The 12765-nt window shown below is 34.8% G+C and carries 10 protein-coding genes; 6 read left to right on the top strand and 4 right to left on the bottom strand.

The features are described 5' to 3' along the window. Positions 1 to 8 precede the first annotated feature (8 nt). The 3 genes from ABVM53_RS04070 to ABVM53_RS04060 are packed head-to-tail and all read left to right on the top strand — an operon-like array spanning position 9 to position 3920. Positions 9 to 1574: a peptide MFS transporter gene (locus ABVM53_RS04070; protein WP_128757793.1), complete on the top strand. Its 1566-nt coding sequence runs from the start codon at positions 9 to 11 to the stop codon at positions 1572 to 1574. Between the two features lie 14 nt (positions 1575 to 1588). Continuing rightward, complete coding sequence (locus ABVM53_RS04065) at positions 1589 to 3331, top strand: peptide MFS transporter (protein ID WP_405329745.1); 1743 nt, start codon at positions 1589 to 1591, stop codon at positions 3329 to 3331. A 40-nt stretch (positions 3332 to 3371) separates the two neighbouring features. Then, the gene (locus ABVM53_RS04060; protein ID WP_405329742.1) at positions 3372 to 3920 is read left to right on the top strand and encodes a thioredoxin family protein; all 549 of its coding nucleotides are present in this window, start codon (positions 3372 to 3374) and stop codon (positions 3918 to 3920) included. A 4-nt stretch (positions 3921 to 3924) separates the two neighbouring features. On the opposite strand, the gene ABVM53_RS04055 is transcribed toward ABVM53_RS04060, so the two are convergent. The 4 genes from ABVM53_RS04055 to surE all read right to left on the bottom strand — a co-directional run bounded on the left by ABVM53_RS04055 (position 3925) and on the right by surE (position 8554). After that, positions 3925 to 5961, bottom strand: a complete 2037-nt coding sequence (locus tag ABVM53_RS04055; protein ID WP_405329740.1) for a ComEC/Rec2 family competence protein — start codon at positions 5959 to 5961, stop codon at positions 3925 to 3927. Between the two features lie 62 nt (positions 5962 to 6023). After that, a complete protein-coding gene (locus ABVM53_RS04050; protein WP_128757789.1) occupies positions 6024 to 6620 on the bottom strand; it encodes a C40 family peptidase in 597 nt (198 codons plus the stop codon). Between the two features lie 5 nt (positions 6621 to 6625). Next, a complete protein-coding gene (gene lpxB / locus ABVM53_RS04045) occupies positions 6626 to 7738 on the bottom strand; it encodes a lipid-A-disaccharide synthase (RefSeq protein ID WP_405329736.1) in 1113 nt (370 codons plus the stop codon). A gap of 33 nt (positions 7739 to 7771) precedes the next feature. Continuing rightward, positions 7772 to 8554 (bottom strand): 5'/3'-nucleotidase SurE, encoded by a 783-nt coding sequence (gene surE, locus ABVM53_RS04040; RefSeq protein WP_405329733.1) that lies wholly within the window; start codon positions 8552 to 8554, stop codon positions 7772 to 7774. Positions 8555 to 8685: 131 nt separating this feature from the next. On the opposite strand from surE, the gene ABVM53_RS04035 reads away from it, so the two are divergent. Genes ABVM53_RS04035 through ABVM53_RS04025 form a run of 3 tightly spaced genes read left to right on the top strand, consistent with a single transcriptional unit; the run spans position 8686 to position 12764 of the window. After that, positions 8686 to 10827 (top strand): carboxy terminal-processing peptidase, encoded by a 2142-nt coding sequence (locus ABVM53_RS04035; RefSeq protein ID WP_405329730.1) that lies wholly within the window; start codon positions 8686 to 8688, stop codon positions 10825 to 10827. A 3-nt stretch (positions 10828 to 10830) separates the two neighbouring features. After that, positions 10831 to 11949 (top strand): ABC transporter permease, encoded by a 1119-nt coding sequence (locus ABVM53_RS04030; protein WP_405329727.1) that lies wholly within the window; start codon positions 10831 to 10833, stop codon positions 11947 to 11949. Between the two features lie 8 nt (positions 11950 to 11957). After that, on the top strand, positions 11958 to 12764 hold the full coding sequence (locus ABVM53_RS04025) for a DNA/RNA non-specific endonuclease (protein WP_405329724.1): 807 nt from the start codon (positions 11958 to 11960) through the stop codon (positions 12762 to 12764). Position 12765: the final 1 nt, after the last annotated feature.

Here is a 12765-nt window from a genome sequence, read left to right as displayed (position 1 = left end):
ATAACCTAATGGCACAATCAGCACAGTTTACCAAACAGAAAGAATTGTTTGGACATCCGGTAGGACTATACATTTTATTTTTCACAGAGATGTGGGAGCGTTTTTCCTATTATGGGATGCGTGCACTTCTAGTACTTTATATGACTGCTTCCACTATTCAGGGAACAGATGCTAGAGGAACTGGTTTAGGCTGGACCGATCAAGAGGCATTAGCATTATATGGCTGGTACACTATGCTAGTTTACATCGCTTCTATACCCGGTGGAATGATAGCAGATAAACTAATAGGTCAGAAAAAGGCTGTTCTTTTAGGAGCTGTAATTTTATGTATAGGACATGGAGTTTTAGTACTTACTGATGTCTGGGCGTTTTACACCGGTCTGGGTCTTGTAATTGCAGGAGTAGGGTTATTAAAGCCTAATATATCTACCATGGTAGGTGGACTTTACAAAGAGGGAGACATTAGAAGAGATAAAGGATTTAGTATTTTTTATATAGGGATTAATACCGGTTCTTTAATTGCAACTTTAGTAATAGGTTTTGTAGTAGCAGAATATGGCTGGCACGCAGGATTTGGTCTTGCGGGTATTGCAATGGTTCTAGGATTAATTGTGTATTTATATGGTCAAAAGTATTTAAAGAATGTAGGTAGCTTATTGAAAGCTGAAAATAAAGACGATGAGATTTCCTACGGAAAACTTTATGGAGAATTATTTAGATCACCTATGCAACTTGCGGTTACAGGTATTTTAATAATACTTTCTATTGTAGGATGGTATTTTATGGACTGGGGATTTGGTCTGTTATTTTTATTTATAACAGCGATAGCCGCTTTAATGATGATGATCTACAAAGATCTTCCATCACGTATTTTTAAAGATCGCTTTATGGTTTTATTGCTTTCTTTCATTATGACAATTATATTCTGGGGAGCTTTTGAGCAAGCTGGAGGTCTAATGAATCTTTACACAGATTCTAAAACAGACCGAATGTTATTTGGATGGGAAGTGCCTACTGTAATGTTCCAGAGTTTAAATGCAGGATTTATTATAATTTTTGCAACGATAGTGGCGAATTTCTGGGCAAAGCGCAAACTTAAAGGAAAAGAGGCGAGTTCAATTTTAAAGATGGCTATGGGTATAATTATAATGGGCTTTGGCTTCTTATTTATGGTATTTGCTGTGATGGAGTTTGAGAAGTCTGGTACCTCGAGTATGCTGTGGTTAGTATTTGCTTATCTATTTCATACTATAGGTGAGCTATGTATTTCGCCGGTAACGCTTTCATTTATTACAAAGCTTGCTCCGGTAAAATATGCATCACTTTTAATGGGTGTTTATTTTGCTGCAACCGGCCTGGGGAATAAAGTTGCAGGTCTTATTGGAGAGTCGGCAAGTGAATTTGGTGAGTATTCGGTTTTCTTAGGAATTTTAATTTTTACAAGTGCAATTGGTATTGTCTTTATTTTGGCTTTAAAGCCACTAAAAAGATTAACTCATGGTGCAGAAGATAATGAGCGTGAAATTCTAGAGCAAGAAGACTACGAACTAGCAGATCCTAAGATTAATAATTAATGATATAGATTAAGATGGCTATATCTTCTACAGATCAATTTTTCAAAAATCCGGTGTTGGGACATCCCGCCGGATTATTTGTTTTATTTTTTACTGAAATGTGGGAGCGCTTTTCCTATTACGGAATGCGTGCACTTTTAGTATTATTTCTTACCTCATCTCTCTTTGATGAAGGCTGGGCTTGGCCCAGAGAACACGCGCTGGCTCTTTACGGTACGTATACCTCATTAGTCTATCTTACACCAATTTTAGGAGGTTACATAGCAGATAAGATTATTGGCTATAGAAAAGCAGTAGTTATTGGTGCTTTATTAATGACTTTAGGTCACGCTGCAATGGCGGTAGATACTAGTTTTGCATTATATCTAGGTTTATTTTTTCTAGTGATTGGGAATGGTTTTTTCAAGCCAACTATGACTTCTATTATTTCTCAAATGTATGAGAATCATCCTCATAAAAAAGATGGTGCTTATACCATTTATTATATGGGAGTAAATGCAGGTGCATTTCTGGGTATACTTCTCTGTGGATATACTGGAGAGCAGTGGGGATGGCATTGGGGCTTTGGTCTCGCCGGTGTTTTTATGTTTGCGGGAATGCTTCAGTTTTATTTTGCTCAAAATATATTTGGTGATGTAGGTAAGAAACCTTTAAAAAATGCAGAAAGTGATTTAAGTGATGATCCCACAATAAAATTAAATCCTTTTTTAACAATAGATAAAGTCTTTATTGCCATTAGTGCATTGATAGGATTAGTTTGGATTATTAATGACCCTATGTCTAAGATTGGCGGATCAGATTTATTTGATTTTGAAGTAGGTCCTCTTTCCGGCAGCAACTTTATGATCATATTTGCACTTATTGTATTTATCGTTTTACTTGTATCTAGGATTATAAGATATGCTCCCGTGGTACGAGATCGTATGATTGCGGTATCAATTTTTGCTTTCTTTACTGTATTCTTTTGGGCAGCCTTTGAGCAGGCTGGAGGGTCGATGACTATTTTTGCAAATGATTATACAGACCGTGTCTTAGAAGGTAGTGCGGGAACTATGTTTAGAATTGCAAATACACTTATTACAATTATTCCGCTGTGCGTAATAACCTGGGTTTTATGGATGCTCTTCAAACAAACATTTGGAAAATATAAATTAGCAAATCTTATTCTTGGAGGTAGTTTTGTTATTATTTGGGCTTTAGTAATCACTATGCTTTATGAGCAATATACAGCAGAAGCTCCAGAGGTACCTGCCTCTTGGTTTAGTGTTTTAAATTCTTTATTCATTATCATATTTGCTCCATTGTTTTCAAAATTATGGGAGAGTAAATACAATCCTAGTGTAGCGGTTAAATATGGTATAGGTCTTATTTTACTTGGAGTAGGTTTTGCTGCTCTGGCATATGGTGCCAGCGATATACCACAAGGCGCTAAAGTGGCTGCTGTGAGTATAATCTGGTTAGTTCTCGCTTATTTCTTTCATACAATGGGAGAACTTTGCTTGTCACCCGTAGGATTATCTTATGTAAGTAAATTGGTTCCGGGAAGAATGATTGCCATGATGTATGGAGTATGGTATCTGGCCATTGCGATAGGAAATAAATTAGCGGGAAGTAGCGGTGGTATGATCGATCAAATCACTGCAGAATATTCGTTATCTACTTTTTTTCTGTTGTTCTTTTTTATACCTGGGGGAGCAGGTATTCTTATAATACTCTTACACCCATTATTGAAAAAATTAATGCACGGAATTCATTAGAATGGCCTATTTTTTGAATTCCTTACTTAAAATTACAAGCATGCAAAAGTTACTTTTAGTCCTATTCCTATTTTTCATAGGATCAACAACTTTATTAAGTCAAGAAACTATAAAATGGATGTCTTTTAATGAAGCTTTAAAAGCTCAAAAAAAAGAACCTCGTAAAATTTTTATGGATGTTTATACAGATTGGTGCGGACCGTGTAAGCTGCTGGATAAAAATACATTTCAGAATAAAGATGTTGCAGCATATGTAAACGCAAATTATTACGCTGTGAAATTTAATGCTGAAGGAACAGAATCTATAAAGTATAAAGATTTCACGTATACAAATCCAGATTTTGACCCTAAGAGAGAAGGACGCAATAGTCAGCATCTATTTGCACACGCACTTAAAATCAATGCATATCCCAGTGTTGTGTTTTTTGATGAAAAAGGCAATTTAATTCAACCGTTACCGGGTTATAAAACTCCGCAGCAATTGGAAATATTTTTGAAAATGATTAAGACAGATGCTTATAAAAATATTACTACAGCTGAAGCTTGGCAAAAGTATCAGTCAGAATTTGAAAGTACTTTCAAAGGTTAATACTTTAATTAATCATATAAAATCCCTTTTCATATGTATTATGAAAAGGGATTTTTTGTTTAATGCAGGTAGCTTTCCATCGTGCGGTGTAACTCTTATAGTTTGTAGCATCAGAAATTATTTGAACATTGGGATATGTACTAATTAGCCGATCTAAATTGATTTTTGGCGAGTGAGTTAATAAAATATAATCAGGATTTAATTGAGGAAGATCGTAAAGTCCTAAACTGTCAACACGTAAAACTCTCCTCCCGTCGATGTGGTAGTAATCTTCAATTTCATCTTGACAAACAGTATTTACAAGCTGATTTTCTTTAAAATTGGCTACAATTGATTGAGGTATTACAGCGTCTTTTTCTGATTGAATGATGAGGTTTTGATTACGATCTTGTATAGCGATTAGACTTGAATTGTAGTTGTGAAGTATGTATAATCTATTTTTTGACTGATTGGATCTCGATATGATTAATGATAAAGGCAAAGCAATTAGTGCAAGTAGAAAAAAACAAAGTTTACTGTAATTCCATTTTTGAAGAAGACTGCCCCATGATATGATTATAGCATATCCTATAAATACGAGTGCGGCTGAGAAATAGATATTAGTAATTAGGAGTGATTCATATTGTGCTAAATAACGTATACAGTTGTTTAGCGTAATTAATATTGAATCGTAAATTGATATTATAAATAACGGAAGTATGTCTAGGCTTGCTAAGATGAGTATTATAATCCCTAATATTAAGAGTACACCTAATGCGGGTATGATAATCATATTTGCAATGAGAAAAATACCCGGAAATTGATGAAAATAATACAGGCTTAAGGGTAAAACGCCTACTTGAGCAGTAAAGCTTATTACTACTAGCTGCCAGTAGTATTTTAATATTTTGTTACGTGGTTGCCATACCTTTTCTAGTATGGGGTAGAGCCACATTATAAAAAATACAGCTGCATAGCTTAATTGAAAACCAACTTCAAAAATAATATTTGGATTAAATAAGGTTAGGAAAAATGCAGAAATAATTAATGCATTTATTGAGGCTTGGCGCTGGTTTAAAAGAATGCCAACTTGAATAAAGCTAAACATGGTTGCAGCTCGTAGAACTGAAGCAGATGAGCCTGTTAAAATTGCAAATAGCCATATACAAATAATTACGATTAACCCTCTTAGAATGCGACTTCGTTGATAATTACCAAGAGGTTTTAGAATCAATTGAAGTATAAGCATTAGAATCCCTACGTGTAAACCAGAGACAGCAAGTATATGTATAACACCTGCATTAATATAACTTTCTTGAAGTTCACTAGATAGATCATTTCTCTGACCAAGTAATAGGGCATTCATAACCGCTTTTGAATCTCTATGAAAGGGATAATTGTCTAGTTTATTTTTTAAATAATTTCTTGAATGGTGAGCATATCCCGATAAAGACTTTTTGTTTATTGAAAGCTTGAGAATTTGCACGTTGCGTGCTGTGATCTGAGCATAAATTTTCTGGCTTTTAAGGTATGCTGCATAATCAAATTGATACGGATTTTTGGCTTTTTTTAAATCTTCTATAGACTGATTTGTAAATAGGCGATCTCCAATTTGAAGTTTTAACTGAGAAGAATTAGAGGTGTCTTTTAAAATATTAAGTAAAACCAGACCATTAACAGAATGCGAATCTATTTGAGAAATTTGCGCAATATATTTTTGATCATAAAATCCAGGTTTTAATTCGTCTTTGATTGTCAGTATTAAATTCTTTGAATTCTTAGACTGGTTAACGTTTGAAAAGTGATCTGAACTTAATAATGGATCATTAAGGTTTGCGATGACAATCCCTAATCCTATAAATATTAAAAAAGGTAGAACTCCACTGAATATACTTTGGCTTCTTTTATAATAAAGTATACCGTGTATAAAAATGAAAATACATAGAGTTGTGAAAAGGAGTAGGTAGCCGCTAAACAGATTTATTGAAAAATAGCGGTAACACATAATACCGGCAATTAAGCCAGCAAGAAGTATAAGAATAGTGCTATTAAAACCTTTCACAAAACAAAAAATTCCTCATTAATATAAGGAATTTTTTACATAGTATACAGATATACAGTTTTTTACATATATTTTCTGGCTTCTTTGAAAGCGTTGTTCCAGTAGCCTTCATTTAATGAAGAAACAATTACTCCTTGTGATGTAGAAGAGTGTATAAATAGAACTTGCCCGGGTAATACGTCTACCACAAGACCTACATGATTAATGTGTTTGCTTTTTCTTCCTGTAACAAAAAATAATAAATCTCCGGGAGTCACATTATCTGCTGCCACACGTTCTCCTTCCTGAGCCATAGATCTGCTCACTCTTGGGATACTTACAGACTCTTGTAGAAATGCGGTATAAACTAGCCCGCTACAATCCATACCACTATCAGTTGTACCACCATACTTGTAGGGAGTACCTTCAAATTGTCTAGCGTTGTTTATGATGTTATAACGAAGTCTGTTTTCATCTGCAACTTCAATTTCAGAAAGATAAATTAATTCTCGTTTTTGCTTAGTTTCGGGACTACTTATTATAGGTTTTGTGTCCTGCTGTACGTAGCGTGTTTTTTTGTTTGTTTTTGAAATAGTACTAGTTGTAGTAATACTTTTGTGACTGCTTCCGCAGCTAATAAGTGCTAGACTTAACAATAGGGCAAAAAAGACTCTGATCATAAAGCTTAAGAAATACTGTTAAAAATTAATTTGGCTGTCTTATCGCTGGCTCCTTTACCGCCTAGTTTCTTTTCTAATTCATGATACTGATTAAAAAGATTCTGGCGATTTTCTTCCTGCAAGATAGAGGTCAACGCTGTTTTTAAAGTTTTAGTATTGAACTCAGATTGAATTAGTTCTTTTACTACTTCTTTATCCATTATTAAATTAACTAAAGATATGTAATTCAGTTTAATAACGCGTTTAGCAATTTCATAAGAAATTTTACCTCCTTTGTAACAAACGACCTCAGGCACCTTAAATAATGCTGTTTCTAAGGTAGCCGTTCCAGATGTGACAAGTGCAGCTGTCGCAACATCCAGAAGATTATAAGTTTGATTCATTATAATATGAACTCTATTTTTTTGTAAAAAAGGTTCGTAAAATTCTAAATCCTGACTAGGCGCACCGCCTATGACAAACTGATAGTCTTTAAACTCTGGAGTAATACTTAGCATTATCTCCAGCATTTTCTGAATCTCCTGCTTGCGGCTACCCGGTAATAAAGCAATTATTGGTCTTTCGTCTAAATTGTGTTCTGCTCTAAATTTTTCTGGAGAAATTGATGATCTGGAGCTTATCTCATCTATAAGTGGATGACCTACAAAATGTACTGGAAAATTATGTTTGTCTTCATAAAATGTTTTCTCAAACGGAAGAATAACATACATCTCATCGATATCATTTTTTATTGCTTTAATTCGGTTTTCTTTCCAAGCCCATATTTGTGGAGAGATATAAAAATGATTTTTGTAGCCCTTTTTACGAGCCCAAGATGCAATACGTAGATTGAAACCGGGATAATCAACATAAATAATGACATCTGGTTTAAATCTACTTATATCTTTTTTACAAAAGGAGAGATTTTTTGCAATAGTGCGGAGATTTAGAATCACTTCTAGAAAACCCATAAATGCAAGCTCTCTGTAATGTTTGACAAGGGTTCCGCCTACATTTTTCATTAAATCGCCTCCCCAAAACCTGAATTCGGCATTAGGATCTTCGGCAAGAAGTGATTTCATCAAATTTGCGGCGTGTAAATCACCACTTGCTTCACCGGCTATAATATAATACTTCACAAATTTTCAGATTTAATGTTTAGCCTTTCAGATTTAAGAATTAAAACTCCAGCTATTTAATGTATTTATAAATTGATGGGCTGTAAGATCAAATTGTACGGGAACAACAGACACATAACCATTCGCGAGTGCCCATTCATCGGTATCTTCACCTTTATCTTCATTCACAAATTCTCCGCTTAACCAATAATAATCTCTGCCCATAGGATTTGTACGTTTATCAAAATCTTCAACCCATTGTGCTTTGGCTTGTCTTCCTACTTTGATTCCTGCAATTTCGCCGGCTTTCAATTTTGGAATATTTACATTTAGAACAACACCTTTAGGCAACCCGTTTTTTAAAACTTCTTGTGTTATAGATTTTACAAAGGTATCACAATGTGAAAAATCTGCGTCTATAGAATAGTCAAGTAATGAAAAGCCTATTGCGGGTATTCCTTCTACACCTGCTTCTACAGCTGCACTCATTGTTCCTGAATAAATTACGTTTATCGACGAATTAGATCCGTGATTTATGCCACTTACACAAATGTCTGGTTTGCGATGCATAATTTCTTGCACCGCTATTTTTACACAATCTGCTGGTGTACCAGAACAAGTGTACTCTTTATGATTTTCATCTTGAAATTCCTTCACAGGATCACAATAAATTGTGTCATTTACAGTTATAGCGTGACCCATTCCACTTTGAGGGCGATCTGGAGCGACAACAACCACATCTCCAATTTCCTGCATAATGCTTATTAATTTGCGTATGCCGGGAGCGGTAATGCCATCATCGTTAGTTACGAGTATTAAAGGTTTTCGTTGAGTCATATAAGTTTTGCTTTCTAGCGCTAAAATACTAAATTACCAAGCCATTGCTAGGGCTAACGTTTAACAAATTATTGGCTCAGACTTAAGGTCATGGCACGGTTTTTAATGTAGATTGCTAGTAAAAGAAGAAAATGCAACGAATTATGATAAAAAATGTGAAAGTTCTGGTGTTAGCATTATTGTTTGGAGCTGCCTCTTGCAGTTTCACTACAAATAATGATGATCCCGGGAAAGATAAAGTTCTCATTAGCTTAATATCATATGTTCTTGAAAAAGGGCATTATGATGCAAAAGAATTTAACGATGAGTTTTCAGAACAAGTTTTTAAAGATTTTGTGACAGCTCTTGATCCGCTTAAGCGCTATTTCTTACTTAGTGATATTAAAGAATTTGAAGCTTATAAATTTCAAATTGATGATCAGATTCGTAAAGAGGATATAACTTTTTTTGATCTTGCTTACACGCGTTTAAGACAACGTATGGAGGAGTCTAAGGATGTTTATGTTGATATACTTGATAAGCCTTTTGATTTTAGCGAGGATGAAACGATTGATACAGATTATGAAAATCTGGAGTATGCAAAAAACCGAAAGGAACTTAAAGATCGTTGGAGAAGTCAACTTAAGTTTAGTACAATAGGTGTTTATTATGACCGTATTGAAGAAGAAGCTAAAAAAGCAAAAGACTCAACAGGATATAAATCTCTAAGCAATGCTGAAATTGAAAAAGAGGCTAGAGAAACAACTCGTAAATCATATATAGAATATTCTGAATTTACAGATGATTTTGATCGTGAAGATTATTTTTCAGTATATGTGAATGCGATTGTTGAAGAATTTGATCCGCACACATCTTATTTTGCTCCTGTAGACAAAGATCGTTTTGACATGCAAATGAGCGGACAGTTTCAAGGTATCGGCGCACGTCTTCAGAAGAAAAGTAATGAAATAAGTATTACTGAAGTTATTTCAGGAGGTCCTGCTTGGAGAGCTGAAGAGCTGGAGGAAGGTGATATTATTCTTAAAGTAAAGCAAGAAAACGAAGAGGTAGCTACAAGTATTGTAGGTATGCGTTTAGATGATGCAGTAGAGTTAATAAAGGGACCTAAGGGAACAGTGGTTACTTTGAATGTAAAGAAAAAGGATGGTACCATTAAAAACATTGCCATTACCAGAGATGTTGTCGAGCTTGAAGAAACCTACGCAAAATCTACTACAGTTAAGAAAAACGACCGCACTTATGGTGTTATAAATCTTCCGAAGTTTTACTTCGATATGCAAAATACCGAAGAACGTAACGCAGCTACAGATGTAAAAAAAGAAATTATACGACTTAATGAAGAAGGAGCAGACGGTCTTGTAATTGATTTACGTAATAATGGTGGAGGATCATTATCTACAGTTGTAGATATTGCGGGTCTATTTATCAAAGAAGGTCCTGTTGTTCAGGTGAAATCTAATGGTGCAGAAAGCGAAATTCTAAAAGATAAAGATGCTGAAATTGTTTGGGATAAGCCTTTAGTAATTTTGGTAAATGAAATCTCTGCTTCTGCGAGCGAGATTCTTGCTGCAGCTATGCAAGATTATAAACGTGCAGTTATTTTAGGAAGTAAGCAAACTTATGGAAAAGGTACCGTTCAAAATGTTTATGATTTAAACCGCTGGTTGCGTCAGAATGATTTGGGTGATATGGGTGCTTTAAAGATTACTACTCAAAAGTTCTATCGTATTAACGGAGGTTCTACACAATTAGAAGGTGTGAAGAGTGATGTGGTTGTTCCAGATAAATATAGCTATATAGATATAGGCGAAAAAGATCTTGAGAATCCATTGCCTTGGGATAAGATTGCAGCAGCTGATTATAAAGTTTGGGATGGTTATATAGATTATGATCAAACTATAAGCAGTAGTAAAAAACGGATGGCTCAAAATGAATATTTGAAACTCGTTGAAGAGAATGCAAAATGGATAAAAAGTAAGCAGGACGACTCGGTATGGCCACTTAATTTTGAGGCTTATAAAGCTAAAATGGAAGTGAATATAGCAGAGGCTAAGCGTTTTGACGGTTTAAAAGAATATAATTCTAACCTTACTTTTAATTCACTGCCTTACGAAAAGCAATTATTTGAATCTGATACTACTTTAGCTCAAAAACGGGAACGTTGGCACACTGAATTAGCTAAAGATGTATATATGGAGGAAGCAATTAATGTACTTGAAGACTTGAAAGTTAACAATATTAGAAGAAGCAAATTAGCTGACGTTAGGGAATAACCTATGGCAGATAATTCTAGTTCTTTATCTCAATTAGCGCTCCAGAAATTTTCAAAGAATTTCTGGGGCGTTTTGAGTTTTATATATATTGGGCTATGTGGTCTTGTAGCTATTTTTGCCTATATATTAGCCCCAGATGATACTCAGAATGCAAATCAAATGCATCTATCCATTCATTCTAAAAAGCCGGGGTTTACGGTCACGGTTTTAAAGGTTCCGGGAGCTCAAAATATTCAGGAAAGCTATTTCACTACGTCATTTAATGGCAAATCAAATACAGATACTGAAATTCCAATTCTAAGTTATAAAGTATTGGATAATGAGGTAGAGTATATGCCTTATTCAGATGATGGAATTACAGAGTTAACTAAAGTGATTCCTTTGTCAGAATTTAATTTAGATGGAAATAGGCGTACAGAGTTTGAAGATACCTTTATAAGTGAGAAAACATTTATTCTAGGAACAGATAAATATGGTAGAGATTTATTAAGCAGAATGCTAATAGGAACACGAATTTCTTTTAGTATTGGTTTTATTGCTGTATTTATATCACTCCTAATAGGCGTTTCTTTAGGTGCTATTGCAGGTTACTTTGGTGGGAAACTTGATGCACTGATTATGTGGATTATTAATGTGACTTGGTCAATACCCACTTTACTTTTAGTAATAGCTATTACATTAGCATTAGGTAAGGGTTTCTGGCAAGTATTTATTGCTGTAGGTCTTACCATGTGGGTCGAAGTTGCCCGAGTGGTAAGAGGGCAAGTACTAAGCGTAAAAGAAGCGCAATATGTTACGGCTGCTAGGGCACTAGGATATGGTGATATGCGCATTCTATTTAAACATATCTTACCCAATATTCTCGCTCCTGTTATAGTGATTAGCGCTGCAAATTTTGCAGGTGCAATTCTAATAGAAAGTGGTCTTAGTTTTTTAGGTATAGGAGCTCAACCACCTATACCCAGCTGGGGAGCTATGATTAAAGATCATTATTCTTATATAATTTTAGGTAAGGCTTATCTTGCTATAATTCCTGGTATAGCTATTATGAGTCTTGTAATGGCTTTTATGCTTATGGGCAATGCGCTACGGGATGCTCTCGATGTTAAGGGAGTAAATTAATCTACTTTATGCAAAGAAAATATACATATCCATTATTGATGATGCTGGCCATTGCTGCAATTTATGTAGGTGAACAATACCTTGAAAAGAGAGAGCAGCAAACTCTAGTGAATGCAGGAAGAACTATCAAGACAGATCGTTTAGATTTTTATCTACCTTCTTCTTCAGAAAGTACAACAGTACATCATAATTATTACAGTTTGGATTATAATGAAGAGGCAGAGCAGGCCTCGTGGGTAGCATATACTCTAAGTAAGGAACAATTAAATACCATCGAGGTATCACGTCCTTATTTTGACATTGATGCGGCTGTAAGTACTGGAGCTGCAGACTGGCGGAATTATAAGAACAGTGGTTACGATCGCGGACATTTATGTGCAGCAGGTGATCGTAAATTTAGTACCCAGGCCTATAATGAAACATTTTTAACCAGTAATATAAGTCCGCAGTTACACGACTTTAATAGTGGGATCTGGAATCGTTTAGAAAATCAAGTGCGGGATTGGGTACATAACTATAATGAAATAACTATAATTTCAGCGGGAGTATTAACTAATCCTATTGATAAAATAGGAGAAGAACAGGTGTATGTGCCAAGCTCTTTTTATAAAATTCTGATTCGGAAAACTAACACAGGTTATACGTGCCTTGCTTTTTTAATTCCGCATCAGGCAACAAATAAAAATCTCACGGAATTTGTAGTAACTGTAGATAAAATTGAAGCAATTACAGGAATAGATTTTTTTCCGAAGTTAGAGGATAGCTTAGAAGATGCTATTGAGAAAAACAGGAATTTGAAAGCGTGGAGTTTTTAGA

Origin of the sequence: Leeuwenhoekiella sp. LLG6367-2.1 (assembly GCF_045055775.1) — a bacterium.
Lineage (GTDB): Bacteria > Bacteroidota > Bacteroidia > Flavobacteriales > Flavobacteriaceae > Leeuwenhoekiella > Leeuwenhoekiella aequorea.
The sequence above is the reverse complement of the archived record's forward strand: the minus strand, read 5'-3'. Positions and strand labels throughout refer to the sequence as shown.

What these genes read in the sequence shown, in the direction of transcription:
- ABVM53_RS04035 (WP_405329730.1), top strand. Translation starts at nt 8,686, where the DNA reads ATGCAACGAATTATGATAAAAAATGTGAAAGTTCTGGTGTTAGCATTA.
- surE (WP_405329733.1), bottom strand. Translation starts at nt 8,554, where the DNA reads ATGACTCAACGAAAACCTTTAATACTCGTAACTAACGATGATGGCATT.
- ABVM53_RS04065 (WP_405329745.1), top strand. Translation starts at nt 1,589, where the DNA reads ATGGCTATATCTTCTACAGATCAATTTTTCAAAAATCCGGTGTTGGGA.
- ABVM53_RS04025 (WP_405329724.1), top strand. Translation starts at nt 11,958, where the DNA reads ATGCAAAGAAAATATACATATCCATTATTGATGATGCTGGCCATTGCT.
- ABVM53_RS04070 (WP_128757793.1), top strand. Translation starts at nt 9, where the DNA reads ATGGCACAATCAGCACAGTTTACCAAACAGAAAGAATTGTTTGGACAT.
- ABVM53_RS04030 (WP_405329727.1), top strand. Translation starts at nt 10,831, where the DNA reads ATGGCAGATAATTCTAGTTCTTTATCTCAATTAGCGCTCCAGAAATTT.
- ABVM53_RS04060 (WP_405329742.1), top strand. Translation starts at nt 3,372, where the DNA reads ATGCAAAAGTTACTTTTAGTCCTATTCCTATTTTTCATAGGATCAACA.
- ABVM53_RS04050 (WP_128757789.1), bottom strand. Translation starts at nt 6,620, where the DNA reads ATGATCAGAGTCTTTTTTGCCCTATTGTTAAGTCTAGCACTTATTAGC.